The sequence below is a fragment of the Alcanivorax sp. REN37 genome (assembly GCF_041102775.1).
Taxonomy (GTDB): domain Bacteria; phylum Pseudomonadota; class Gammaproteobacteria; order Pseudomonadales; family Alcanivoracaceae; genus Isoalcanivorax; species Isoalcanivorax beigongshangi.
The window spans coordinates 1,585,991-1,609,459 of sequence record NZ_JBGCUO010000001.1 but is presented as its reverse complement, the minus strand read 5'-3'; the positions used below and the strand labels follow the sequence as shown (position 1 = coordinate 1,609,459).

Here is a 23,469-nt window from a genome sequence, read left to right as displayed (position 1 = left end):
GCAGGCCCTCCGTGGCGGCGAGTGTAGCACCGCTGACATACCGCTTTGCGCTAATGGCCCGGCCGGCCGTCCACGGGGGACGGCCCCGCACAGTCAGGGATGTGTTGCATGCAAGAGTTGTTGATGGTGGTGGGTTTTATGCTCGCGGCCTATTCCATCGTAGCTAACGACGCCATTCAAACCTTGGGCACCTTCATTTCTTCCAACGCCCGCCGCCCTTGGTGGGTGCTGTGGCTGTTTGCCAGCCTAGTACTGGTGGTGGTGCTGCTGTACGGCTGGTGGCAGTCGCCTACTGGCGACGCCGCCTATCACCGGCTCGACAGTATCCCGTTGCCCGCCGGTGGGCTCAGCATCCTCTACCTAGTGCCACCATTGGTGATCTTGGTGCTGACACGGTTTTCGATTCCGGTCAGCACCACCTTCCTGGTGCTGACGTTATTCGCGCCGAGCAGCCTCGGCGGCATGCTGGTGAAATCGCTGATGGGCTACGCGGTGGCATTCATGTTGGCGATCGTGCTGTACCGGTTTGTCATCCGCCGCACCACCGAGTACTTCGACCGCACTCAAGGCCAGCCGGTACCGGGCTATTGGGTGGTCCTGCAATGGCTCGCCACGGCATTCCTTTGGAGCCAATGGCTGATTCAAGACCTGGCCAACATTTTTGTTTACCTGCCGCGCGCGGTGACGCCGCAATGGATGAGCTTTGCGGTGATCACCTTCGTGTTGCTGTTAGGCGTGATTTTCTACCGCAACGGCGGCGAGATCCAAAAGATCGTCACCAGCAAGACCGGCACGCGCGACATCCGCGCCGCCACCCTGATCGACTTTCTCTATGCGCTGGTGCTGTTAGTGTTCAAAGAGTGGAGCCACCTACCGATGAGCACCACCTGGGTGTTCCTCGGGCTGTTAGCCGGCCGTGAGTTCGCCATCGCCATGCACATGTTTAAGCCGTCAGTGCAAGACACCGCACGACTGGTACGCTCCGATGCCGCCCGTGCCGCGCTCGGCTTGGCAGTGAGTGTGATGTTAGCGCTGGCGTTGCCGTGGCTGTACGGCTTGTTGTGAGCTCAGCCCCGGCGTTTACGCGCCGGGATCCAGGCTGTCGCCGTCGGTCCAATAGCGCACCGACAGCGACGGCTGGCCACCACGCCACTGAGCATAGGCATTGGGGGCCATGCCGTGCAGGCTCTGGTCGAACAATAGCTGTACCGCAAAGCGCAGCTCCCGCGACGGTGGCCAACCCTGCAACGAATAGCCCAAGTTCGGCAGTTGGCCTTGGAACTGCTCCGGGGCCATCGCCTTGTCTTCATCGTCCTCGTACACCAACGCCAGCGGGATGCCTTGCAACGACGGCGGCATCGCCAACTGAGCCAGCAGGATGAAGTCCTTTTGTGAGTCGAACAGGATCCAGCTTTCGTCGGTGCTCAGCCCCCGCTCCACCAGTTCCGCCCCCGCCACATCACCGTGACCGTTCACGGTGGACACCAGCGTACCGCCGCGGGCAGTCTGCACCCGCGCGCCATACTGGGCATTGCCGTCGATGGTCACCTGTACTTCCGGCGCGCGCAGACTACCTTTGTAAAGTCGTGGAATCACCGCGTAGCTGTGCGCCTCGTAGTGGTCCGCGTAACGATGCGCCTGCATTTGCAGCCGCATCACCGGGATGCCGGCCAGCACCACTTTGGTTTCCAAATGCATCACCGAACGGATCGGGCCGACCTTGTTGGCCACCTGTCGCGGCCGCAAGTTGTCGTTGTCCAGGGTCATCCGGGCATGGCGGTTGAGGAAGCCTGCAGCCATGCGCATTTTCAGCGTATCGATGATCGAACCTTCACCGCGGTAGCTGTAGAAACCGAGGTAGCGCCAGTCCAGCTCGTTGGCGGGATTCACACGCAGCTCATAACTGGCAGTGCGGGTCACGCCTTGAGCGAGATCGTGTTCGATATAGCGCTGCGCGCTGCGACGCGGATTGTCCTGCACCACATACACCGCCTGCGCCGGCTCGCCGAGCCGGATTTCGCGCAGCACCTTGCCGACATCGGGCTGGGCGTGCTGTGGCGCCAACGGTCCGGCATCGAGTGCGCGGAACAGTAACTGGTCGCGGCCGCGGAAACGCTCACCGCCGGCGTCGCGCTGTTGATCGGCGTCGGCAAACCAAACCATGTCGACGCTGTCGAGCGGATCGATCTGGAACGGCAGCGGCTCAAACGCCGCCTCCGCCGCTGACCAGCGCATTAGCGACAGCGCCGCACTGGCGGCATCCAGGTCCAAATCTTCAGCGCTGAGAATCACTGTGCGTGGGTCCTCGGCACGTACCAAGGTGCCGAAAAGTAACAAGCCGCAACAGAGTGCGGCTTGCAGCAGGCGAATGGCGGAGATGGATGCCATCAGGCCCCCCGACGCAGCGTAGCGCGCACGTTGACCGTGCCCGGCTGCTGGGAGGCGGAAATTTCTAGGCTGCTGACGCGGATGCCCTGCTCTTGCTCCAGCTGTTGGAACCAGATCACCACACGAGCAAACACCTGCTGCTCCAACTGCACCCGCACCGCATCACTGCCGTCCGGGGTGTAGCCGCGCAGCGTCAACCCCGTCTGCGTGGCACTGCTGTTAATCAGACTGATCCAATCACCACTGAAGTGCGGCGTGCCGCCATTGCTTTGGGCGCCGGCCTGACGCACCACTGCGGCGTTGTCCTCAATCCAGTTGACCACCTGCGCTTGGGACAGATAGCGCTGGCGTGCAGCGTCACGGGCTTGCACCGTTGGCGCCCACACCATCCCGTAGAGCAGGAACAACACCGCGGTGATGGCCAAGGCCACCAACAGACGCTGCTCGCGCGCCTCGCGCTCCGCGAACCAAGCCTGTGCCGGTTCCAGCGCCGTGGTCGCGCGCTGGCGCCACATCAAAAGGTTGTTTTTCATATCACCTGCCCTACTTTCATGCGTGCGGTGACGCCAGCATTCTCACCGCGAGCGGAACCGATTTCCGCCTGCAGCCCCCGTTGCTGAATACGGTCACGTAATTGCTCCAACATGGCGAAGTCTTTGGCGGTAAGGTCCACCGTCACCACTTTTTCCCGTTCGTCGTACTGCAGCCGGCGCGGGGTCACGCCCTGATCCAGCGCGGCGCCAATAATGTCACCCACCGGGCCGATCAACGCCAAGAAGCCTTGGTCAGCTCCGCCACCGCCGAGCAGCTCCAACTGACGGGCGAAATCGCGCCGAATCAGTTGCGGGCGCGGCGCCTGCGGGAACAATTCTTGGTACAACGCTACCGCCCGCTCGCCTTCCGCGCGGGCAGCACGATCGTAGTACCAGCTCTGCGCACCGGTGATGCCCCAAATCGCCAACAGCACTACCGCCGCATAGCGAGTGACGCTGCGCCAGGGTGCGAATGCTTCCGCCAATGCACTGCGTTCTGGCACCGGCCGCAGCGCGCCATGCAGCAGGTTAGGTGCTTGGTCAGCGGCCAATGCCCGTTGCAGACGATCCCGCAACGTAGCGTCATCACTGATTGTTGCGGCGGCTTGGTCTGGCTCGCTGGCTAACAATGCCTCGACGTGTTGCTGATCGCTGAGCGGCAACACCAAGGCTTGGTGGTTCGCCGCCACCCACAGCAACTCCTGTTCTTGGGTCACTTGCAGCGGGCCGAGGGCACTTAACAGACTGCCATCCACCCAGGCACCGTTGGCAATCCAGCCGGCATCAGCGAGGCGGGCCAGCAATTGCTCCAGTGCGCTGCGCTGGCAAACCAGCACCGGGTAGTCCTGCCCCTGCGGCTTACCGTGGGCAAACCAAAGCGTCTCGGCACTGTCCAGCAACGACTCTTCCAACAGGAACGGCAGCACCTTACCGATATGACGAGCCTGCCGGCGGCTGAGGTGCACTGAAGTCACCAGCACATCGGCGGCGCTGAGGATCAGCTGGACCGGCCCCGGCGTCGGGCCGTCACCGGCCAGCAGTGCGGCCAGCGGCAGCGTCAGGCTGTGACCAGCGCCGTTCCACAGCATGGCGTGGCCGTCGCCCCCCAGCGCCCCCGCAGACAGATACAGGTATTGCGGCTGTTCCATGTTCATTCCTTGTTGTTCGCCTGCTGCAGCATGTCCTGATTGTAGAAATCATTGCACGGTGGCGGCATCGGCCCGAGGATCGGCACCAGTTGCCGACTATACACCGCGGTATCGCCTTCATTCACTCTCATCAGCCGGCTCACCAGCCGGCTGCGCTGGCCGTTGTATTCGATCTCCACCACCACCTGAAAATAGCTGGAGCGCACATCCAGTGCTTCGCGCAGTTGGTTTTTCAGCTCTTCTTCCAGCGCCACGAACGGCGCCTGGTTAAACAGGTCATCAAGCGATTGGATAGCCGCTTCGGTGCGCAGACGCTCAATCAATTCGGTGCCGGCGTTGCCGACGGTGGTGGCGAAGTAGGCGTCCAGCACCGGCAGTGGCGCGGTATTGATATTGAGTTTGGCGCCGATCGGCAGTGCGCTGTAAAGATTCCAAAAGCGGTCATCAGGAATGTCTTCAGCGCTCATGCTCAGCAACGCGCGCAGTTCTGACTCATGCAGTACCGGTACGTTGGGCGTGCGGCGCCAGCGGTAATCAGCGTCCTCCGCGCCTTCTACGCCATCTACCATGTTGTTGCTGTCGAGCCAGTCAGCCATTTCATGGGACAGCCGCTGCGCTTTGGCTGGGTTGCTCAGCGAGGTGGACAGCAGCTGTGCCAACCGCTCGCGGGCCAGTTCATCTCGCAGGAATTCGGTGCCCTGCCCGGTCACCAGCGAGTTGAGGTTGAAGCGCCCCTGCAAGTCTTGCACGGTGGCAGCCAACACTGCGCCTTCGTAGGGGGTCGGCGGCACTCGCACTGCCCAGCGGTCATCAACGCAGTCGTCGACCATGATGGCGCGCTCACGGTCATGGTCGAGGTCGTCGATCAGCGCTTGAATCGCCACCGCTTCTGCGGCAATGGCGTACTGGTAACGTCGGTCCCAGTCCGTAAGATTTTCAGTGCGGGCGCGGAAGCGGTCCTGGCGGTAGAGCACTTCGGTGGCAAGAATCGTCATCAGCGCTAGCAACATCAGCACCACGATCAGGGCAAAGCCGCGCGAGCGGCGCAATGTCAAAGCGCCCATGGGTTCACCACCGTGCGGAAAAAGCGATGAATGCGGCGACCGTCTTCCAGTTCGATGGTCAGTTCCACCGAACGCGGCAACCGCTGGTACAGCGGCGGGGTCTGCTCCAAATTCACGTCCGGCCAACGCTCCAGCCACACCCAATCGCCATTCTCGCCTTGGTCCAGATAGCGGACTTTCAACTCTTTCACCTGCTCTAGCAGCACGGTGTCTTCTGGCTCGGTACCCACGATTACGTCCAGCACCGGCCAGGTGCGCCGAATCAGTGATTTGTCTTCATCCAGCAAGTAGCTGACGCGCTGCTGCTCGCTGCGGGCGCGCAACGCAAATGGGTTGGCCCAACCGAGGCGGGTAAATTCAACCCCCTCTAGGGTGCCGCGTAGCGCCGGCTGCAGATCACCGAAGCCATCCCGCGCCGGGCGCGCGATCATTTGCTCGAAATCCTGCGATAAGGTCAGCAACAGCCGCTGGTGCTGCTCCTGACGACCAAGGTAGTCACCCAGCAGATCGCGGTTGTTGAGCGATTCGTGGAAAGCCATCTGCGCCAGCACAAACATCAGCGCAAAGATCGCCACCGCAATCACTACTTCCAGCAGCGTAAAGCCGCGTTGCCGGCGCCTCATGATTGCGGATCCTGATCATCGCTGGCGGCGGGAGTAAAGCGTGGCGCCGGTTTGCCAAGCACGCTGGTGAGCACGAAGGTGACTTGCCGCTGCGAGCCAGAGGCCGGCTCTGGACCTACTTCAATATCCACTCGGCGGGTGTCGGGGTAAGGCCCGGCGGTGACTTTAGTGCGGATATGCCAGGTGCGGCCGTAAGGATTGTCCTCATCCGGCTTCAACACTTCGTCATTGGTGCCGACATTGAGGTACTGGTTGAACACCTGGTATTCCACCAGCTTATTGCTGGCCACCAAGTAGGCTTCGGTGTGGTCTTCTAGCATGCGGGCGTGGTTGGCGGTGGAGCCCATGGTCTCCATCATCACCATGATGCCCACCGTTAGCAGTGCCAGCGCCACCAGCACCTCCACCAGCGTAAAGCCCGCCTGCCGCGTCATGCCGACGGTTCTCGAGTGATGCGACCGAAGGTGTCGAGCTTCAATTTGAGCGGCATTTCGCTTTGCCCCACTTCCCGCAGCATCAGCGTGGCGGCAGTGGATTCACCGCTGGGGAAAAAATACAGCTGCGGCCGTTCGCGCTTGTCTTCACGTTTTTCGCCCGTCGTCAGCCGTGCCTCGGCGGCATCGGCCAGCGACAGCCCTTGTTCACTAGGCGCACTATCATGACGGCGCTCATCATCACGGCTGCCGGGTTCCACCAACTGCCATTCGAGGCGCACGCTACCATCCAGCGTCAACGGCGCGATGCCATTGCGCCGATCACTGCTGAACGGCATGAATTTCTGCTCATCGGGGTCAAAACGCAGCGGCATCAGCCGCTCATCAGACAGGTACAGTCCCACCAATTCACCGGAAAACAGGCTGTGCTCGCTGAGCACCGCCACCAGATCAGTGACCTGAGCGGCGTCCTTTTCCAGCGCCTGCTCACCGGTAACGCTGACGTTGGGGATGATCACCGCCGCGCACAACGCAACGATGGCGACCACCACCAAGATTTCCAGCAGGGTAAAACCCCGCTGGCGATGCACCAGATCAGCGTTCGCCGTCACGGAACAGGATGTCGCTGTTGACGCCGTCACCACCTTCCTGACCGTCCGCGCCCAAGCTCATCAGATCAAACGGACCGGATTGGCCCGGGCTGGCGTAGATGTAGTCAGTGCCCCAAGGATCCTTGGGGATGCTGCGCAGGTAGCCACCATCCGGGAAAGTACGCGCTGATGCCGGGCGCTCCACCAGTGCCCGCAGGCCTTCCTCGGTGGACGGGTAACGGCCGTTCTGCAGCCGGTACATATCCAGCGCGGTGGCGATGCTGGCCATATTGGAACGGGCCAGATCCACCCGCGCCTGCTCACTCTGGCCCATTACGTTGGGCACGATCATGGCGGCAATCAGACCGATGATGGCCACTACCACCAGGATTTCGATCAAGGTCATGCCCTGTTGCCGGCTACGCCGGGACATTGTCTTCATGGTTTTCTCCAACCGCGTCATCGTAAGCCAAACATACTGTTCATCTGCATGATCGGCAGCATCATCGCCATCACGATCACCACCACCAAGCCAGCCATCATCAGCAGCATCATCGGCCCCAACAGGCTGACCATGGTATTGACCACCGCGCCCATTTCCCGCTCCTGATACTCAGCAGCACGGGTGAGCATGCGGTCCAGCTCGCCGCTCACCTCACCACTGGCAATCATCTGCACCAGCATCGGCGGGAAATAACCGCTCGGCTCCAGCGCTCGGCTGAGACTGCCGCCTTCGCGTACTCGGTGTGTAGCGGTGCGCACCGCCTCGCGGATGGCCAGGTTGCCGACCACCTGGGCAGAAATATCCAATGCCTCAACCAACGGCACGCCGCTGCGTGAGAGGATGCCGAGCGTACTGGCCAAACGCGAACTTTCGGTGGTGCAGATCAACGCCCCCAGCAACTTCATGCGTGCCAACCGACGGTGCACCCGCAACTTGAACTTGGGATTGCGCAATGCACGCACGAACAGTACGACGCCGGTTACCAGCAGCAGCGCCACCAGCCACAGCCAATCACGGAAAAAATCACTGACACTGATGACCAGTCGGGTGATGAACGGCAGCGCCTGTGCGTTATTGGTGAATACCTCCACCATGCGCGGCACCACGTAGGTCATCAGCGCCACCACCACCAGCACCGAGAACACCAACATGAAGATTGGGTAAATCAACGCCTGCATCACCGAGCGACCGGTATCAGCGCGGTTTTCAAGATATTCGGCCAGTTGCTCCAGTACCTGCTCGAGGTGGCCACTGGATTCGCCGGCGGCCACGGTGGCACGGTACATCTCCGAGAACGCGCGCGGGAATTCGCCCAAGGCGCGGGCCAAACTGTGGCCTTCCAAGACCTTGGCGCGAATCGCCATCACGATGCGTTCAACATGGACCTTGCCGGCCTGGCGCCCCACCGCTGCCAGCGCCTGCTCCACCGGCAGACCGGAGCGGATCAGGGTCGATAATTGGCGCGTGAACAGCGCCAGCTCGCCCATATTGAGATTGCCGCTGCGCCCGAGCCGGCTGAGCAGCGACGGCGCGCCTTTCTGGTCGCGGGTCTCGCTGACATCAATCGGCACCCAGCCTTTGTCGCGCAGTTTCTGGCGCACCATGCGGGCACTGTCGGCCTCCATGAAGCCCTTGCGGACTTTGCCAGCGGCATCCAGTGAGCGGTATTCAAACGCCGGCATCAGCCTTCCCTCGTGACGCGCAGCACTTCTTCAATGGTGGTCTCGCCAGCCAACACCTTGCGCCAGCCATCGTCGCGGATACCCGGAGTGCGCTGGCGAGCACGGCTTTCCAGCGCTTGTTCGCTGGCGCCGCTGTGGATCATCTCGCGGGTGGGATCATCGATCACTACCAGTTCATAGATGCCGGTCCGGCCGCGATAGCCAAGCTGGTTACAGTGATCGCAGCCCTTGGGGCGGTACACCGTCACTGGCGCATCGGCGGCAAGCCCCATCAGCTCGCGCTCGCTGTCACTGGGTTCATAGCCTTCCTTGCACTGGGAACACAGCACCCGTACCAGCCGCTGAGCCATCACTGCCAGCAAGCTCGACGACAGCAGGAACGGCTCGATGCCCATGTCCTGCAACCGCGTCACCGCGCCGACAGCAGTGTTGGTGTGCAAAGTGGACAATACCAAGTGACCGGTGAGCGAGGCCTGCACCGCGATCTCCGCAGTTTCCAGGTCACGGATCTCGCCGATCATCACCACATCCGGGTCCTGGCGCAGGATGGCGCGCAGACCGCGCGCAAAAGTCATGTCGACCTTGTTGTTGACCTGGGTCTGCCCGATGCCTTCGAGCTGGTATTCCACCGGATCTTCCACGGTGAGAATGTTGCGTGTGGCGTTATTCAGCTCTGTAAGGCTGGCGTAGAGCGTGGTGGTTTTACCGGATCCAGTCGGTCCGGTCACCAGAATGATGCCGTGGGGTTTATGGATCTGCTCCATCATTTCCCGATAGCACAGTTCGCCCATGCCCAGGTGCGCAAGGTGCAGACGGCCGGCCTGCTTGTCGAGCAGACGCATCACCACCCGCTCGCCGTTACTGGACGGCATGGTCGACACCCGCACGTCCACATCGCGGCCCCCAACGCGCAGCGAAATACGACCATCCTGCGGCACGCGCTTTTCAGCAATGTCCAAGCGCGCCATGACCTTGATGCGCGAGACCAGCAGCGGCGCCAGCTCACGGCGCGGCGACAGCACTTCGCGCAGCACACCGTCCACGCGCATGCGTACCAATAAGCGGCGTTCGAACGTTTCAATATGGATATCGGAGGCGTCTTCGCGGATCGCTTCCTGCAACAGGGCGTTGATCAGACGGATGATCGGCGCGTCGTCTTCCTGTTCCAACAAGTCGGAGGTTTCCGGCAGTGCTTCGGCGAGACTGGCGAGGTCAAGCCCTTCCAGATCGTCCACCGCTTCCAGCGCGCCGCCCCGCTGCTGTTCATAGGTCAGCGCCAGCGCGCTTTTGAAAGCCGGTTCGTCCAGTGTCACTAAGCTCGGCATGTGGCCGAGCCAACGGCGCACCTCAGCCAGCACTCGCAGCTCTAGCGGCGCTACCGCGCACAGTTCCTGCTGGCCGTCCTGCCGCCGCAGCAACACACCATGGCGGCGGGCATAGCTGTACGGCAGTAATTCACGGCTTTCCACCGCCGGCAGCGACGCCTCATCCTCGTCCACCAGCAGTTCCGCGGCAGAGATGGCTTCAGACATGATTGGTGTGACTCCCATCCAAACTGCACCATGCCGCTCGTTCATTACGGCCTGGTGCTGACACTGTTTGTTCTGTTGTGATGCCTGCAGCACGCTACGGCATCGGCGCGTCCTTGCCCGTGGCCGCCAACGCGCGGCTCACCCCACACCGGCATGTACCAAGCGCTCTACATTGCCATTGCGATTGCGCCGGCACAACCGCCGAAACCACTGCCTGCATTGAGTACAACGGCCAGGCGACAGTTCCCGGCCACGGCCCAGCGGCAGTGCTGCGACGACAAAACGGCAGTGTAAAGGCACGGCATGACAGAAAGATCACCGCCGCGTCCAGCGCAGCTGATCGGATCATGTGAGAACAGAAGGAGGTGTTCAGAAGAATGGTGCCCGGAGCCGGACTCGAACCGGCACGCCCCGAAGGACAAGGGATTTTAAGTCCCATGCGTCTACCCATTTCGCCACCCGGGCTCAGGGGGCTGCTGAAACGCTGACGAGAACTTCGGGAATTGGAGGCGCGGGTCGGAATCGAACCGGCGTATACGGAGTTGCAGTCCGCTGCATAACCACTTTGCTACCGCGCCTTTGATCGGTGAGACACCTAAGCACCTATTGTTCCGGTTTTCCTGCATCCTGCCGGATCTACCGCGAGGTTCTTAGGCAAGGAATCATAAAAAGCTAATTCCTTGATATCGCTGATCTTTTCACCCCATGTGTGCAGCGAGGCCGAATTATGGCCCAGTTGCCCGATGGTGGCAACCACCTTGAGTTTGATTGCTGTTATTTCGATCAACCGGGCTGATGGCCATACCATTTGTTGATCACCGGGGCCTGATATTGCTCGCAGCGATCCAGCAATGCAGACACCTCAGTATCCACCAGCAAAGTCTGTCGATGCGCCGGTTTCATGAAGCCCTCCGCACTAACGTGGTCGAGAAATGACAGCAGGCCGTCGTAGAACCCGGCCACATTAAACAAGGCACAGGGTTTGCTGTGATCGCCGATCTGCGCCCAAGTCCAGACCTCGAACATTTCCTCCAGCGTGCCGGCGCCGCCCGGCAAGGCGATGAATGCATCCGCCCGCGCAGCCATCGCCGCCTTGCGCTCGTGCATGCTGTCGACCAGATGCAACACGGTCAGCCCCAAATGCGCCATTTCCTTTTTTTGCAGTCCCTGCGGTAGTACGCCAATCACCTCACCGCCTGCGGCAAGCGCGGCGTCAGCCACTGTGCCCATTAGCCCCTCTGACGCACCACCGTAGACCAAGCTGTGGCCACGCTCCGCGATCGCGGTACCAAGCTGCACTGCTGCGTCACGATAGATAGGTTGATGGCCGGGGTTGGATCCGCAGAAAACGGCAATGTGCAAGCTGCACCTCCTTTGCGGTGAGGTCAGGAAAACCAATAACGCAGAAACGAGAAAAGGTGCCGAAGCACCTTTCCTGTTACCTGCCAGAGCAGGTGAATGTTGGAGCGGGAAACGAGGTTCGAACTCGCGACCTCAACCTTGGCAAGGTTGCGCTCTACCAACTGAGCTATTCCCGCTTGGCTGCCATCCTGCTGCTGCATGGGTGACAACGGTGGCCATTCTATCTTTCTGCGCAGGACTGTCAAGCCTTGCTCCAGCCAATCCCGCTCAACTGCCTAATTTTCAAGCAATTTACTCAGCGGGCAGCGCCTGGGCGCAGTTCCGGCCAAGCCGCTTTCAGATAACTCATCATCGACCACAGCGTCAGGACTGTAGCGATATAGAGCAAGCCGTAGGAAATCCACAAATCCCAGGTCATCAACAGGTCACCGGCCTTGGTCTTCCCCGGGGTCTGCACCAACAACGCAGTGATCGAGGCAATTTGCATCACCGTTTTCACCTTGCCGACCCAGCTCACCGCCACGCGCGCGCGCTGACCGATTTCAGCCATCCATTCACGCAACGCGGACACCGCGATTTCTCTGGAAATGATCACCAGCGCCGGAATCGCCAACCACGCGGTGGCATGATTCTGCACCAGTACCACCAGTGCGGCAGCCACCATCAGTTTGTCCGCCACCGGATCCAGGAAAGCGCCGAAGCGACTGGTCAGCTTCATGCGGCGCGCGAGGTAGCCGTCAAGAATGTCGGTGATGCCGGCGGCGAGAAAAATACCGGCCGCCAACCAACCACTCCAGTTGTACGGCAGATAAAACGCCAGGATGAACACCGGGATCGAGGCCAAGCGCGCCAAGGTCAGCAGGTTCGGCAAATTGAGATGGGAGGTATGACTGTTTGAATCCGGCATGCTGTTCTCGAGCTCATCAACTGCGGGCGGGCGGCACGCCGAACGAATCGGCGCGACATTATAGCCACATTCGTTCTACGACTTCATCGGCCTGCGGCCTTCAGTCATGCAACCACTCGTAAATACTGGTGGCGAGTACATCGCTGATGCCTGGCACCGCCGCGATGGCCTCACGGCTGGCATCGCGGAGCTGCGCCAAACCGCCAAAATGACGCAACAACTGTTGCCGCCGCCGCGGACCGATCCCGGGAATGCCTTCCAAGCTCGAACTGCTGCGCGTCTTGCCGCGTCGAGCCCGGTGACCGGTGATGGCAAACCGGTGGGCTTCATCACGGACTTGCTGCAGCAAGTGCAGGCCGGGGTGATCAGCGCCGGGGATTAGCGGCGCCCCTTGCACTGGGTGCAGCACCTCCAGACCCGCTTTGCGAGACGGCCCCTTACTGATGCCGAGCACGCGCATGCCGTCCGGCAATGTCAGCAAGGCCAGGGCGTCGTGTACCGCCCTCACCTGTCCCTTGCCACCGTCAATCAGCAGCAGTTCTGGCAGCGCTTTGCCTTCGCGCGTCACCCGCTCATAACGGCGGGTGACCGCTTCGGCCAACGCCGCGTAGTCATCACCGGCCTGTGGTGGCGACACATTGAAGCGCCGATAGTCTCCCTTAATTGCGCCTTCCGGACCGAACACTACGCAGGAGGCCACCGCGTTCTCGCCGCCGGTGTGACTGATATCAAAACATTCAATACGCTGCGGCGGCGTTGATTTGAGCAGTTCGCCAAGCGCTGCAAAGCGCTGGTCCAGATTGGACTGCGTGGCCAGATGAGCGGCCAAGCTCTGGTTGGCATTAGCTTGCGCCATACGCAGCCAACCGGCGCGCTCGCCACGTACCGCACTGGCGAAGCGCACCCGGCGCCCACGCGATTGTTTCAGCGCATCAGCCAGCGTATCAGCCACTTCGACTTGGCGATCGAGCAATACCTCCGCCGGTAGCGCTTGGTCCCCGAGATCGTTGAGGTAGTACTGGGCGAGGAAGGCTTCCAATACATCTTGCTCGGTTTCCTCGCCGCGATAGCGAGGAAAATAACTCTGGTGCCCGAGCACTCGGCCTTGGCGCACCATCAGCAACTCCACCACCACCACGCCGGGGGCGCTGGCTACTGCCAACACGTCCGCATCACCACGCTGGGTATCGACATATTGTTTCTGCTGCACCTGGCGGATGGCGGCAAGCTGGTCTCGCAGTTCGGCAGCGCGCTCGAAATCCTGCGCCTGCGCCGCATCCAGCATGCGTTGTTCCAGCTGCTGCGATACCGCGGTGTCACGCCCTTCGAGAAAGTCGATCGCCAGACTGACCTGACTGCGGTAATCCGCTTCAGACACCAACCCGACGCAGGGGCCGGTGCAGCGCTTGATCTGATATTGCAGGCAAGGACGGGTACGGTTGTTGAAATAGCTGTCCGGGCAATTGCGCAGCCGGAACACCTTCTCCACCGTTGCCAGCCCTTCGCGCACACTGCCAGCGCTGGGATAAGGGCCAAAATAACGGGTGCCACTGCGGCGCTTACCGCGATGGAAGCTGACGCGCGGGAAAGCTTGCTCAGTGCTGATACGGATGTACGGATAGGACTTGTCGTCGCGCAGCAAGATATTGTACGGCGGTCGCAATTCCTTGATCAGCGCCTGCTCCAGCAGCAACGCCTCGGTATCGTCAGCGGTCACGGTGGTGGCAATGCGGGCAATGCGCTGTACCAGCGCCCGCGTTTTCACCGAACTGACGTTTTTCTGAAAATAGCTGTTCAACCGCGCCTGCAGGTCACGGGCTTTGCCGACATAGAGGATGCTGTCATCGGCACCGTACATGCGATATACGCCCGGCCGGCGGCTGCAATGGCGCAGGAATTGGGCAGAATCGAACGGTACGGTGGTTTCAGGATTGAACATGCAGACGTCTGGGTGACCAAGGACGTCTGCATGATACGGCCCATGCCGGCCGTGGACAAAACTCAGGCGGTTTCGGTGTCGAGCATGCCGTGACGCATCGCGATCAGCGTCATTTCCACGTCAGTATTGATGTTCAGCTTCTCGAAAATCCGGTAGCGGTAGGTGTTCACCGTTTTCGGTGACAAGCACAGCTTGTCAGAGATGTCCTGCACCTTCTGGCCGTTGACGATCATGATCATGATCTGCAGCTCTCGCTCAGACAGCAGCTCGAACGGCGTGGCATCGGCGCTATAGGGTTTAAGCGCCATGGCCTGAGCGATATGCGGGCTGATGTAACGTTGACCGGCGTGGACCACGCGGATGGCGCGCACCATTTCGTCGATATCAGCACCTTTGGTGATGTAACCCACGGCACCGGCCTTCAGTACCCGCGAGGGAAACGGCTCTTCCTCACACACCGTCACCGCGATGATGCGGATGCCATCATTGGCACGCAGCATCTTGCGGGTGGCTTCGAGGCCACCGATACCGGGCATTTTGATGTCCATCAACACCACGTCCGGCTCTTGCTCGCGACTGATGCGCACCGCGTCCTCGCCGCTGGCTGCTTGGGCGATGACACGGATGCCATCCACATCTGCCAGCATGCGGGCAATGCCGGTGCGTACCAGATCGTGGTCATCCACCACCATTACCTTGATCATTTTGGTCTCCTTGCTACGTTCCGCGTGCCCTCCCGGCACCCTGCCTCCCCCGTTGGAGACCGGTGCAGCCTAACACGCCTGGTGTGGCGGGCCTGTCAGCCGTTGTCGCGCCGCTGCCGAAGATTCTGCCCCAGCCGCCGACCACATTCCGCCGCCGCCAACCACACCAGGACCGAGCACAATGCATACACCAATGCCTGGGAAAGGCTATCGGCGCCAATGCGCACCACTTCCACACTGAACAACGAAAAGGTAGTGAAGCCACCGAGCACGCCGACCTGCCAGAATAGCGCCACTGGCCGGCGCGGGTTGTCCAGCCATGCGGCCAGCAGTGTCATCAGCCCGGCCCCCAACCCATTTACCAGCCAAAGCCAGCTCCAGTCCAGCGACGCCAGTTCCGCCGCCAGGCCGGCTCCCCAGCGGAGCGAAGCGCCGAGAGCGCCCCCGGCGGCCACCCACAGCAATTCAGAGAGCCTAATCCCGTTCACGGCCACAACCCCGCTCCCAGCTGGTAACCGGCCGCGGCGGCCGCGATGCCTAAGCATAGAGACAGCAGTAAATAACGCAGCGCAAGCCAGTGACCGGCGGGCCGGTGCCAGAGCCCAATCACCTGTCCTGCCAAGGACGACACCGTGGACAGACTGCCCAGTACGCCCACCATCACCAGCAATTGCCATACCGGCGAGGGCGGCGCCCCGGCCGCCAACATGCCCAGCACCGCCGACGCCACCAGATTGGCCGCCAAGGTTCCCCACGGCAGTAGCGGCCGGTCAGCCGCGCGCGCCAAAGCGAAACGCAGCACCGCGCCAAGCGCACCGCCGACCGCGACCATCGCCAGCATTGACCAGGAAGACAGTGGTTCCATAACGGCTTATTTCAGCGCGTAGATCACGCACACGCTGCTGCTGAGTTGCTGCGGAGATTGATCCGCGGCCAGCGCAAACTTCTCGGCACGCTCGCGGCCCGCATTCATAGTCGGTGCGGGTGCCGGCGCGGAACGCAGCGCCACATGATCCATCATCGCGCTGCGACCCATCGCGCCCTGGCTCTGTCCCCGGCACGGGCCGCTGCCCTCCTGCGCCACCAATACCCCGGCCAATTTGGCACCGGTCGCCGCCGCTGCCGCTTTGGCGCGAGCGGCGGCGTCAGCCATGGCGTCAGCAAACACATCCCGTTGCAGCGACGCATCCGGTTCTAGATAGAAGCCGAGTGCCCCACTCTGCTGCGGCCCCAACGCCAGTGCCGCGCCACGCACGAGACTGGCTTGCGCTGGTTTCAGCACCTCCACTGCCACCGTCACCCGCGCCACGTAGCCGAGCAGCGCGTCGGGGTGCACGTTTTCCTGCAGCCGCTCCTCAAACTCATTGATGCGTACGCTGACCTGGCGGTAATACGGCTGCACACTCAGGTCTGATTGCACCCGCAGTGCATCCTCTCCAGCTACCTCTCGCATGGCCGCAGTGGCCGCATTAGCACGCTCCACCGCAGCTGCAGACGCCGCTTCGCTGGTCTCAGCTTTGGTTTGGTAGGTAACGCTGAAGCGTGCGCGATTGGGCGCTTCTTCACGGAATGCGCGGCCGATCACTTCTAGCGACGGCCCCTGCTCCCACAGCGGGCGGGTATCCACCGCAGTGGGGCGCTCCGGAGCACTGCAGCCGGCCAACGTCAGGGCGGTGGCCGAACATAGCAGGACCAATGAACCAGTGCGGGAAATCGCAGACATCGAGGGACTCCTTGGGGGGCGGGTGTGGCTCAGCACACCGGAACGGGATTGGACGACAGCGCCGCCACGGGGTCGCTGACGACCGTTGGCGACAGACATCATCAACACACTGTTGACGTCGTCAAAGCAGACGCTATTATGCGTCCTTCAATTCGCGCACCACAACGCGTTACGGAGGGGTGGCAGAGCGGTTGAATGCAGCGGTCTTGAAAACCGCCGAGGATTTGCGTCCTCCGTGGGTTCGAATCCCACCCCCTCCGCCATCTTCTTATCTGCGCCCAGCGCTGAGCCGCTCCAACCTTTCTGATCCATCCTTTCGCGTTTAAACGACAATGGCTGCAGTCATTGCGAAGACGGCTCTTTGCGCTGCTGGCAGTGGAGAAGCTGCAAGGTGAGCAGCTAGAGTGTGTTGTTATCATTGACCCCACGCGCCCCTCCCGTCTCGCGGCGGCTCAATCATTTTCAGGCTCCACCACTGCGTGACTTCGGCCCGCGAGCGGTCCAGTCGACTTCACCTTGCAACACTTCCAAGCTGTTCGCGCTTACAGCGCTAGTGGGCAATGTGCCTGCCCAGCGGGCCGCGCGTTCGCGGCACCCGTCATCCATGCGGTATGCCAGTCCGAGGACGCTCTGTTTTCGCTGCGGCGAAAAGCATCGAGGCGATCACGCGCAACGAGTCCTCACAACCCGCTTGACCGGCTTCGACAGCGCTGTGCCGTTTCTTTCCTATCAGGCTCCGAGGATGATTGATAACCGCCCAAGCTTAGCGACTATGCCAGCGCCGGCTGCAGTAGGTGGCCTGTGAGCAACGATCTGATGGACGCACTTCGCACAGATAGATCGACTTCCGCATTCCAGCGCGGCAGTCTTGCCCTCCCTGCCAGGTAGCCACTGCCACCCGCTGCCGCCAGCTCGGCATCTTTAGAGGACTCCGCCATGCCCCTGCTGCATACCTACTTGTTACTCAGCGTTGCCATCATCGCTGAAGTGATCGCCACCACCGCGCTCAAATCAGCCGACGGCTTCACGCGGCTGTGGCCGAGTGTGATCACGGTGGTGGGTTATGTGGTGGCGTTCTATTGCTTGGCGCTGACGCTGAAAACACTGCCGACCGGTATCGCCTATGCGATCTGGTCCGGCGTGGGCATCGTGCTGATTTCACTGGCGGGCTGGGTATTGCATCAGCAACGGCTGGATCTACCCGCGCTGCTGGGAATGGCAATGATCATTGGCGGGGTGCTGGTCATCAATCTGTTCTCCAGCACCACCGGGCACTGAAGCCAGAACGGGGCCGGAGATGCCAGCCCCGTACGGGTCATACTGCCGGGCTGTCGCCCAGTTGGGATTGCAGGTAGTTCTGCGCGCCCAAGGTTTCAATCAAGCGCAACTGCTTTTCCAACCAGTAGGTGTGATCTTCCTCGGTGTCGGCCATCTGGCTGACCAACACATCGCGGCTGACATAGTCGCCGCGCGCTTCGCACAGCGCCACACCCTTGGCCAGCGCCTCACGCACTTTGTACTCCAGCGCCAGGTCGCTCTTTAGGCAACTCACCACGTCGGTACCGATGTCCAGCGCATCGCGATCCATATTGGGCGTGCCTTCAAGGAACAATACCCGGCGGATCAGCGCGTCAGCGTGCTGGCCTTCTTCCTCCGATTCGTGGTTCAGGCGCTCGTACAAACGGGTGTAGCCCCAGTCTTCATACATGCGCGAATGGATCAAATACTGATCGCGGGCGGCCAGTTCGCCACCGATGAGCATATTGAAATAGGCAATGACTTCCGCGTCGCCACGCATGGATATTCTCCTTTTTTCAAGCTGGCCCGCATTATTGGTCAAGCGCTCCCGCGTGGGAAGTATTATTTTGCAAACAAGCACTTAAGTGAAAAACCAATGAGAACAAGGTGCGTTAAGAAGCGCATTCGGCTTGCGTTTGCGGTGGGTTCCAGATGCCGTTTCTGGCACCCTTCTGCGCTTTACGGCGTGAGGCGGCGACCCTATGTTCATCACTCCTTGGCTGGCCGCTGGCGGGGGCCTGCTGCTGGCGGCGCTGCTGGCATTGGCATCGGGCGGCCTGATCGAACCCTATTGGGCCGGCCACCACCTGCTGCTGTCGCTCCTGACAGCACTGTGTTACGGGTTCGATAAGTGGGCGGCGCACCGTGACTGGCGACGGGTGCCGGAACGGCGCCTGTTACTGCTTGATCTGTTGGGCGGCTGGCCGGGCGGCGCGGCGGCGCAATGGCTGTTTCACCACAAAACGCGCAAGCACAGCTACCAACAGCGCTTTCTGATGGCGGCAGTGCTTCACCTCGGCGCCTTGGTCGTGTGCTGGCACTGGGGTCCGCAGCCGCTGATGGAACTGTTGTGGGCGACAGTGTCCAAATAAAGCGCCCCACTCGCCGTCTGCTTTCTTGCTTTCCGGCGGTGCGGCCCTATGATTTCCGCTGATTCAACACTCACTTGGGGAAAGACCATGGATCGTGACTACCGCTACGTCGGCCAGGCCCACGCGCAGACCGCTGCCAATGAGCGCGCCGCGGCCGTATTGCGTAACACCTATGGACTGCTGTCCATGTCGTTGGTGGTGTCTGCCGTCGCCGCCTGGTTTGCCATGAGCATGGGCATCGGCTTCATCAACCCGTTCATTGTGATCGGGGTGTACTTCGTACTGCTGTTCGCCAACGCCAAGTTGGAAAACAGCTCCGCGGGCATTCTTACCGTGTTCGGCATCACCGGCTGGCTTGGCTTCACCACCGGCCCGCTGATCAATGCCTACGCGCAGATGCCGGGCGGCATGGACGCAGTATTCCTGGCGCTGGCCATGACCGCAGTGGTGTTTGCTGGCATGACTGCCATTGCCCTGGTGACGCGCAAAGATTTCTCGTTCCTCGGTCGCTTCTTGATGGTTGGTCTGCTGGTGGCCTTCGTCGGCGCCATTGCCGGGCTGTTCTTCAAAGTTCCGGCGCTGCATCTGATGGTGTCTGCGATGTTTGCGTTGCTGTCCTCGCTGCTGATCCTGTGGCAGACCAGCGCCATCATCAACGGCGGTGAGGACAACTACATCCGCGCCACCGTGACCCTGTTTGTCAGCCTCTACAACCTGTTCCTGAGCCTGCTGCACCTGCTCGGCGTCTTCGGCGGCGACGACTGAGTCCGTGCGTTTTAGTCTCATGATCACTGCCGGGCCTGACCACCCGGCAGCCTCCACCGCCCTGCAACTGGCCCAGGCGCTGCTGCAGGGCGGACATCAGATCGTCCGCTTATTCTTCTACCGCCAAGGTGTGCTGCTGGCCAACCGCCTGACCGGTGCCGATCATCTCGCCCTCTGCCAAAGCTGGCAAAAACTGATTGTCGAGCATCAACTGGATGCCGTGGTGTGCGTCAGCGCCGCGCTGCGTCGAGGCGTGGTGGATGCCGATGAAAGCGCCCGCCAAGGGCTCGACAGCGACAATCTCGCGCCCGGCTTTCAACTCGGCGGCCTCGGCCAATGGGCGGATGCCCTAGTGCACAGCGACCGCAGCCTGAGCCTGGGGCCCTGAACGATGAGCCATACCGTTATGTTGGTACGCAGCGTAGAGGCCGACGCGGTGGCGGAACTGGCCGACCTTTCGCTGACGCTTGCTGCGTTCGGTCAGCAGGTGACGTGGTTGTGGTGCGCAGATGCTGCCTTCCTACTGGCCGAGACCCCAGCAGGCCGACTGCAAGAGTTGCTGCCGATGCTGAGCGAGTTCGGTGTGCAGCATCGCGTCACCAGCCACTCATTGGCTCAGCTGCATCTGGAGGCACAGGCATTGGCCGCCGAAGTCGTCGATGACATCGGTGTGCAGCAGCTGCTGGCCAATGCTGATCACTGTTTGGGATGGTCTTGATGGGCACTTTGCACTGGGTGGGCTTCCCGCCGGCACGGCAGGATTTACTGCAGCAATTGCACGCCAGCGTCGGGCCCCAGGACACGTTGTTGCTGGTCGACGCCGGGCTGCTTCACGCCCGCCATCCGGCGCTGCTGGCGCAGTTGCCGACGCCACTGCCCTGCCACTGCTTCGGTCCCAGCGCCGCCGCTACGCCGTCATTGGATGCAGCAGCGCTGGCGGAGCTGTGTGTGCGCTACCCACGTCACCTCAACTGGTGGCCGTGAGCTTTTATCCCTGCGGCAGCTCGCCGAACCAGTTCAGCGTACCGTGCAGCGACACCACGCTGCCGATGATCAGCAGCGACGGCGCTTCCACCTGCGCTGCCACCACCTGTTCTGTCAGCGTTGTCAGATTGCCGACCACCACTTTCTGATTCGGCAGCGTGCCTTGCGCGACCACCGCAGCCGGGGTCTCGGCGCTGCGACCGGCTTCCACCAGCGCTGCGCAGATATCCGGAAGACTCAGCAGCCCCATGTAGAACACCAGCGTTTCACGGGCGTCGGTGAGCTGCTCCCAAGGCAGATCCAAGCGGCCATTTTCCTTGCGGTGACCGGTAAGGAAACGTACTGACTGGGCATGGTCGCGATGGGTCAGCGGGATGCCGGCATAAGCGGCACAACCTGAGGCGGCGGTAATGCCCGGCACCACCTGGATTGGCAGATTGGCCGCCGCTGCTTCCGCCAGCTCTTCGCCGCCACGGCCGAAAATGAACGGATCGCCGCCCTTGAGCCGGCAGACTTTCTTGCCCTCGCGCGCGAGCGCTACCAACAGCGCATTGATTTGTTCCTGCGGCACCACGTGGTCAGAGCGTTTCTTGCCGACGTAGATGCGGTCCGCATCGCGCCGCGCCAACTCCAGTACGCCGGGCGACACCAAGCGGTCGTAAACCACCACGTCAGCTTTCTGCAACAGTCGCAGCGCTTTGAAGGTGAGTAGGTCGGGATCGCCGGGACCGGCGCCGACCAGATAAATCTCGCCCGCACGGCGGTCGTCAGTGTCGGCCAAGGCTTGGTCCAGCGCGTCGCGGGCGTCGTCAGTACGCCCGGCCAGCACCGCCTCCATGGCGGGGCCTTCCAGCTGTCGTTCCCAAAAATCACGGCGCTGAGACAGCAGCGGCCACCGGCTGGCCACCCTCTCGCGGTATTCGGCGAACAACGCGGTGGCATCGCCCCAGCGCGCCGGCAACCAACTTTCGATACGGCTGCGCAGCCAGCGCGCCAGCACCGGCGACGCACCGCCAGTGCTGATGCTGATTACCAGCGGATCGCGGTCGATCAACGCCGGGAACAGCACCGTGGACAGCGCGGGACGATCCACCACATTGAGCGGTTTGGCCTGAGCGCGCGCCACTTCACTGACTTGCAGCGCAACGGCGTCGTCGTCTGCCACGACCGCCAACAGCACGCCGTCAAGGTCTCCGGGCTGGAAGCCACGTTGGCGCCAGTCATCGCCGTCTTGCAGCAGATCGCCCAGCTCCGGCAAGACGCTGGTGGCGACCAATCGCAAACGGGCCCCAGCACGGCGCAGCAGCCGCGCCTTGTGCAGCGCGGCGTCACCACCACCGACCAGCAATACCCATTGATCCTGAAGGCGCCACGCCAACGGCAGTGTCTGCACCTCAGACTCCGATGCGCTCGGCGCCACGCAGGTACGGCCGCAGCGCCGCCGGCAGCGTGATCGAGCCATCCGCGTTCTGGCCATTTTCCAGCAGCGCCACCAAGGTGCGGCCTACCGCCAGGCCAGAGCCGTTCAGGGTATGCACCAGCTCTGGTTTGCCAGTAGCCGGATTACGCCAGCGCGCCTGCATGCGGCGTGCTTGGAAGTCACGGAAGTTGGAGCAGGAGGAAATTTCGCGGTAGGTGTTCTGCGACGGAATCCAGACTTCCAAGTCGTAGGTCTTGGCGGCAGAGAAGCCCATGTCACCGGCACACAGCGTCATCACCCGGTACGGCAGCTCCAGTGCTTGCAGCACGGCTTCTGCGTGGCCGGTCAACTGCTCCAGCGCCGCGTCGGACTGCTCTGGATTCACCAACTGTACCAATTCTACTTTTTCGAACTGGTGTTGCCGGATCATGCCGCGGGTATCGCGGCCATGGCTGCCGGCTTCACTGCGGAAACACGGCGTATGGCACACGCGCCGCTGCGGCAGCAGGCTCGGCTCCAGGATTTCGTCAGCGAACAGATTGGTCACCGGCACTTCGGCGGTGGGAATCAGGTACAGCTCGCGCTCACCTTCCAACTTGAACAGGTCTTCAGCGAACTTCGGCAACTGGCCGGTACCGCGCAGCGCATCGGGGCCGACCATGTACGGCACATAGGTTTCCAAGTAGCCGTGCTGGCTGCTGTGCAGGTCGAGCATGAAATCGATCAACGCCCGGTGCAGGCGCGCCACGGTGCCGGTCATCACCGCGAAGCGGGCGCCGGACAGTTTCGCTGCACGTTCGAAGTCGATGGCGCCATCGCTCAGCGACTCACCGAGTGCCACGTGATCGCGCACGGCAAAGTCGAACTCACGCGGTGTGCCCCAGCGGCGCACTTCCACGTTGTCACTTTCATCGCGACCCGCCGGCACTGATTCATGCGGCACGTTGGGAATATCCATCAGGAACGCCTGGATGCGGGCTTGCACCGCCTCGGCCCGAGCCACTTCCTGATCCAGCTCAGCATCCAGCGTTGCCAACGTCTGTGCCACCTGGGCTTTGGCTTGCTCCACCGGCATACCGGACTTCACCAGATCACCGACCTGCTTAGCCGTCTGCTTGCGCTGCGCCTGCAGCGATTGGGAACGCATGTCCGCGTCTTTGCGCTCGGCGTCGAGGGCGTTGAAGGCGTCCAGGTCGAGCGTGTAGCCACGCAGGGCCAATCGGGTTTGCAGTGCCTCGCCTGACTTGCGCAGGTCTCGGATATCAAGCATGGAAAAA

The 23,469-nt window shown here is 61.8% G+C and carries 27 protein-coding genes and 4 tRNA genes; 8 read left to right on the top strand and 23 right to left on the bottom strand.

The window, feature by feature from the left end:
• Positions 1 to 108: 108 nt before the first annotated feature.
• Complete coding sequence (locus AB5I84_RS07295; protein ID WP_369455197.1) at positions 109 to 1,065, top strand: hypothetical protein; 957 nt, start codon at positions 109 to 111, stop codon at positions 1,063 to 1,065.
• Positions 1,066 to 1,080: 15 nt separating this feature from the next.
• Here the strand turns inward: AB5I84_RS07295 and AB5I84_RS07290 are convergent, their stop codons facing one another.
• The 20 genes from AB5I84_RS07290 to AB5I84_RS07195 all read right to left on the bottom strand — a co-directional run bounded on the left by AB5I84_RS07290 (position 1,081) and on the right by AB5I84_RS07195 (position 16,633).
• On the bottom strand, positions 1,081 to 2,388 hold the full coding sequence (locus tag AB5I84_RS07290) for a hypothetical protein (protein WP_369455196.1): 1,308 nt from the start codon (positions 2,386 to 2,388) through the stop codon (positions 1,081 to 1,083).
• A complete protein-coding gene (locus tag AB5I84_RS07285; protein ID WP_369455195.1) occupies positions 2,388 to 2,921 on the bottom strand; it encodes a type II secretion system protein M in 534 nt (177 codons plus the stop codon). Before AB5I84_RS07285 ends, AB5I84_RS07290 begins: the two co-directional genes overlap by 1 nt.
• Entirely contained in the window at positions 2,918 to 4,069 is a 1,152-nt protein-coding gene (gene gspL / locus AB5I84_RS07280; protein WP_369455194.1) for a type II secretion system protein GspL, read from the bottom strand. The genes AB5I84_RS07285 and gspL overlap by 4 nt, the downstream gene beginning before the upstream one ends.
• Before the next feature lie 2 nt (positions 4,070 to 4,071).
• A complete protein-coding gene (gene gspK, locus AB5I84_RS07275) occupies positions 4,072 to 5,133 on the bottom strand; it encodes a type II secretion system minor pseudopilin GspK (protein ID WP_369455193.1) in 1,062 nt (353 codons plus the stop codon).
• A complete protein-coding gene (gene gspJ, locus AB5I84_RS07270) occupies positions 5,121 to 5,756 on the bottom strand; it encodes a type II secretion system minor pseudopilin GspJ (RefSeq protein ID WP_369455192.1) in 636 nt (211 codons plus the stop codon). Before gspJ ends, gspK begins: the two co-directional genes overlap by 13 nt.
• The gene (gene gspI, locus AB5I84_RS07265) at positions 5,753 to 6,190 is read right to left on the bottom strand and encodes a type II secretion system minor pseudopilin GspI (protein WP_369455191.1); all 438 of its coding nucleotides are present in this window, start codon (positions 6,188 to 6,190) and stop codon (positions 5,753 to 5,755) included. Before gspI ends, gspJ begins: the two co-directional genes overlap by 4 nt.
• Positions 6,187 to 6,801 carry a type II secretion system protein gene (locus AB5I84_RS07260; protein ID WP_369455190.1) on the bottom strand — a complete coding sequence of 205 codons (615 nt, stop codon included), beginning with the start codon at positions 6,799 to 6,801 and terminating at the stop codon, positions 6,187 to 6,189. Before AB5I84_RS07260 ends, gspI begins: the two co-directional genes overlap by 4 nt.
• Positions 6,785 to 7,222 carry a type II secretion system major pseudopilin GspG gene (gspG, locus tag AB5I84_RS07255; RefSeq protein WP_369455189.1) on the bottom strand — a complete coding sequence of 146 codons (438 nt, stop codon included), beginning with the start codon at positions 7,220 to 7,222 and terminating at the stop codon, positions 6,785 to 6,787. The genes AB5I84_RS07260 and gspG overlap by 17 nt, the downstream gene beginning before the upstream one ends.
• Before the next feature lie 17 nt (positions 7,223 to 7,239).
• Positions 7,240 to 8,466, bottom strand: coding sequence for a type II secretion system inner membrane protein GspF (gene gspF, locus AB5I84_RS07250; RefSeq protein WP_369455188.1), 1,227 nt, complete (start codon positions 8,464 to 8,466; stop codon positions 7,240 to 7,242).
• Entirely contained in the window at positions 8,466 to 9,998 is a 1,533-nt protein-coding gene (gene gspE, locus AB5I84_RS07245; protein WP_369455187.1) for a type II secretion system ATPase GspE, read from the bottom strand. Before gspE ends, gspF begins: the two co-directional genes overlap by 1 nt.
• 378 nt (positions 9,999 to 10,376) lie before the next feature.
• A tRNA-Leu gene (locus tag AB5I84_RS07240) sits at positions 10,377 to 10,463 on the bottom strand.
• A gap of 39 nt (positions 10,464 to 10,502) precedes the next feature.
• A tRNA-Cys gene (locus tag AB5I84_RS07235) sits at positions 10,503 to 10,576 on the bottom strand.
• A 205-nt stretch (positions 10,577 to 10,781) separates the two neighbouring features.
• Positions 10,782 to 11,360, bottom strand: coding sequence for an LOG family protein (locus AB5I84_RS07230; RefSeq protein ID WP_369455186.1), 579 nt, complete (start codon positions 11,358 to 11,360; stop codon positions 10,782 to 10,784).
• Between the two features lie 100 nt (positions 11,361 to 11,460).
• Positions 11,461 to 11,536: transfer RNA gene (locus tag AB5I84_RS07225), tRNA-Gly, on the bottom strand.
• A 119-nt stretch (positions 11,537 to 11,655) separates the two neighbouring features.
• The gene (pgsA, locus tag AB5I84_RS07220; protein ID WP_369455185.1) at positions 11,656 to 12,267 is read right to left on the bottom strand and encodes a CDP-diacylglycerol--glycerol-3-phosphate 3-phosphatidyltransferase; all 612 of its coding nucleotides are present in this window, start codon (positions 12,265 to 12,267) and stop codon (positions 11,656 to 11,658) included.
• A gap of 100 nt (positions 12,268 to 12,367) precedes the next feature.
• Positions 12,368 to 14,206, bottom strand: a complete 1,839-nt coding sequence (gene uvrC / locus AB5I84_RS07215; protein ID WP_369455184.1) for an excinuclease ABC subunit UvrC — start codon at positions 14,204 to 14,206, stop codon at positions 12,368 to 12,370.
• A gap of 62 nt (positions 14,207 to 14,268) precedes the next feature.
• A complete protein-coding gene (uvrY, locus tag AB5I84_RS07210) occupies positions 14,269 to 14,910 on the bottom strand; it encodes a UvrY/SirA/GacA family response regulator transcription factor (protein ID WP_369455183.1) in 642 nt (213 codons plus the stop codon).
• 95 nt (positions 14,911 to 15,005) lie between these two features.
• Positions 15,006 to 15,398 (bottom strand): fluoride efflux transporter FluC, encoded by a 393-nt coding sequence (locus tag AB5I84_RS07205; protein WP_369455182.1) that lies wholly within the window; start codon positions 15,396 to 15,398, stop codon positions 15,006 to 15,008.
• Positions 15,395 to 15,775 carry a fluoride efflux transporter FluC gene (locus AB5I84_RS07200; protein ID WP_369455181.1) on the bottom strand — a complete coding sequence of 127 codons (381 nt, stop codon included), beginning with the start codon at positions 15,773 to 15,775 and terminating at the stop codon, positions 15,395 to 15,397. Before AB5I84_RS07200 ends, AB5I84_RS07205 begins: the two co-directional genes overlap by 4 nt.
• 6 nt (positions 15,776 to 15,781) lie before the next feature.
• Positions 15,782 to 16,633 (bottom strand): SIMPL domain-containing protein, encoded by an 852-nt coding sequence (locus AB5I84_RS07195; protein ID WP_369455180.1) that lies wholly within the window; start codon positions 16,631 to 16,633, stop codon positions 15,782 to 15,784.
• A 173-nt stretch (positions 16,634 to 16,806) separates the two neighbouring features.
• Here AB5I84_RS07195 and AB5I84_RS07190 point away from each other — a divergent pair.
• Positions 16,807 to 16,896 (top strand) — tRNA-Ser (locus AB5I84_RS07190).
• Positions 16,897 to 17,569: 673 nt separating this feature from the next.
• Positions 17,570 to 17,911, top strand: coding sequence for an SMR family transporter (locus tag AB5I84_RS07185; protein WP_369455179.1), 342 nt, complete (start codon positions 17,570 to 17,572; stop codon positions 17,909 to 17,911).
• A gap of 37 nt (positions 17,912 to 17,948) precedes the next feature.
• On the opposite strand, the gene bfr is transcribed toward AB5I84_RS07185, so the two are convergent.
• The gene (gene bfr, locus AB5I84_RS07180; protein WP_369455178.1) at positions 17,949 to 18,431 is read right to left on the bottom strand and encodes a bacterioferritin; all 483 of its coding nucleotides are present in this window, start codon (positions 18,429 to 18,431) and stop codon (positions 17,949 to 17,951) included.
• A gap of 202 nt (positions 18,432 to 18,633) precedes the next feature.
• Here bfr and AB5I84_RS07175 point away from each other — a divergent pair, with 202 nt between their 5' ends.
• From AB5I84_RS07175 to AB5I84_RS07155, 5 genes are all read left to right on the top strand, one after another.
• A complete protein-coding gene (locus AB5I84_RS07175; protein ID WP_369455177.1) occupies positions 18,634 to 19,023 on the top strand; it encodes a DUF1294 domain-containing protein in 390 nt (129 codons plus the stop codon).
• An 87-nt stretch (positions 19,024 to 19,110) separates the two neighbouring features.
• Positions 19,111 to 19,788 carry a Bax inhibitor-1/YccA family protein gene (locus AB5I84_RS07170; RefSeq protein WP_369455176.1) on the top strand — a complete coding sequence of 226 codons (678 nt, stop codon included), beginning with the start codon at positions 19,111 to 19,113 and terminating at the stop codon, positions 19,786 to 19,788.
• A gap of 4 nt (positions 19,789 to 19,792) precedes the next feature.
• On the top strand, positions 19,793 to 20,176 hold the full coding sequence (tusD, locus tag AB5I84_RS07165) for a sulfurtransferase complex subunit TusD (RefSeq protein WP_369455175.1): 384 nt from the start codon (positions 19,793 to 19,795) through the stop codon (positions 20,174 to 20,176).
• A gap of 3 nt (positions 20,177 to 20,179) precedes the next feature.
• On the top strand, positions 20,180 to 20,506 hold the full coding sequence (locus AB5I84_RS07160) for a hypothetical protein (protein WP_369455174.1): 327 nt from the start codon (positions 20,180 to 20,182) through the stop codon (positions 20,504 to 20,506).
• Positions 20,506 to 20,772 carry a hypothetical protein gene (locus tag AB5I84_RS07155; protein ID WP_369455173.1) on the top strand — a complete coding sequence of 89 codons (267 nt, stop codon included), beginning with the start codon at positions 20,506 to 20,508 and terminating at the stop codon, positions 20,770 to 20,772. Before AB5I84_RS07160 ends, AB5I84_RS07155 begins: the two co-directional genes overlap by 1 nt.
• A gap of 4 nt (positions 20,773 to 20,776) precedes the next feature.
• Here the strand turns inward: AB5I84_RS07155 and cysG are convergent, their stop codons facing one another.
• Both cysG and serS read right to left on the bottom strand, forming a co-directional pair.
• Entirely contained in the window at positions 20,777 to 22,165 is a 1,389-nt protein-coding gene (cysG, locus tag AB5I84_RS07150; RefSeq protein WP_369455172.1) for a siroheme synthase CysG, read from the bottom strand.
• 1 nt (position 22,166) lies between these two features.
• On the bottom strand, positions 22,167 to 23,462 hold the full coding sequence (gene serS, locus AB5I84_RS07145) for a serine--tRNA ligase (protein ID WP_369455171.1): 1,296 nt from the start codon (positions 23,460 to 23,462) through the stop codon (positions 22,167 to 22,169).
• Positions 23,463 to 23,469 lie beyond the last annotated feature (7 nt).

Coding starts and splice junctions, on each gene's coding strand:
- AB5I84_RS07185 (WP_369455179.1), top strand. CDS start 17,570: ATGCCCCTGCTGCATACCTACTTGTTACTCAGCGTTGCCATCATCGCT.
- gspL (WP_369455194.1), bottom strand. CDS start 4,069: ATGGAACAGCCGCAATACCTGTATCTGTCTGCGGGGGCGCTGGGGGGC.
- AB5I84_RS07200 (WP_369455181.1), bottom strand. CDS start 15,775: ATGGAACCACTGTCTTCCTGGTCAATGCTGGCGATGGTCGCGGTCGGC.
- uvrY (WP_369455183.1), bottom strand. CDS start 14,910: ATGATCAAGGTAATGGTGGTGGATGACCACGATCTGGTACGCACCGGC.
- AB5I84_RS07285 (WP_369455195.1), bottom strand. CDS start 2,921: ATGAAAAACAACCTTTTGATGTGGCGCCAGCGCGCGACCACGGCGCTG.
- pgsA (WP_369455185.1), bottom strand. CDS start 12,267: ATGCCGGATTCAAACAGTCATACCTCCCATCTCAATTTGCCGAACCTG.
- gspK (WP_369455193.1), bottom strand. CDS start 5,133: ATGGGCGCTTTGACATTGCGCCGCTCGCGCGGCTTTGCCCTGATCGTG.
- AB5I84_RS07170 (WP_369455176.1), top strand. CDS start 19,111: ATGGATCGTGACTACCGCTACGTCGGCCAGGCCCACGCGCAGACCGCT.
- serS (WP_369455171.1), bottom strand. CDS start 23,462: ATGCTTGATATCCGAGACCTGCGCAAGTCAGGCGAGGCACTGCAAACC.
- gspJ (WP_369455192.1), bottom strand. CDS start 5,756: ATGAGGCGCCGGCAACGCGGCTTTACGCTGCTGGAAGTAGTGATTGCG.
- AB5I84_RS07155 (WP_369455173.1), top strand. CDS start 20,506: ATGGGCACTTTGCACTGGGTGGGCTTCCCGCCGGCACGGCAGGATTTA.
- gspI (WP_369455191.1), bottom strand. CDS start 6,190: ATGACGCGGCAGGCGGGCTTTACGCTGGTGGAGGTGCTGGTGGCGCTG.
- AB5I84_RS07290 (WP_369455196.1), bottom strand. CDS start 2,388: ATGGCATCCATCTCCGCCATTCGCCTGCTGCAAGCCGCACTCTGTTGC.
- bfr (WP_369455178.1), bottom strand. CDS start 18,431: ATGCGTGGCGACGCGGAAGTCATTGCCTATTTCAATATGCTCATCGGT.
- gspE (WP_369455187.1), bottom strand. CDS start 9,998: ATGTCTGAAGCCATCTCTGCCGCGGAACTGCTGGTGGACGAGGATGAG.
- AB5I84_RS07175 (WP_369455177.1), top strand. CDS start 18,634: ATGTTCATCACTCCTTGGCTGGCCGCTGGCGGGGGCCTGCTGCTGGCG.
- gspF (WP_369455188.1), bottom strand. CDS start 8,466: ATGCCGGCGTTTGAATACCGCTCACTGGATGCCGCTGGCAAAGTCCGC.
- uvrC (WP_369455184.1), bottom strand. CDS start 14,206: ATGTTCAATCCTGAAACCACCGTACCGTTCGATTCTGCCCAATTCCTG.
- AB5I84_RS07195 (WP_369455180.1), bottom strand. CDS start 16,633: ATGTCTGCGATTTCCCGCACTGGTTCATTGGTCCTGCTATGTTCGGCC.
- gspG (WP_369455189.1), bottom strand. CDS start 7,222: ATGAAGACAATGTCCCGGCGTAGCCGGCAACAGGGCATGACCTTGATC.
- AB5I84_RS07295 (WP_369455197.1), top strand. CDS start 109: ATGCAAGAGTTGTTGATGGTGGTGGGTTTTATGCTCGCGGCCTATTCC.
- AB5I84_RS07160 (WP_369455174.1), top strand. CDS start 20,180: ATGAGCCATACCGTTATGTTGGTACGCAGCGTAGAGGCCGACGCGGTG.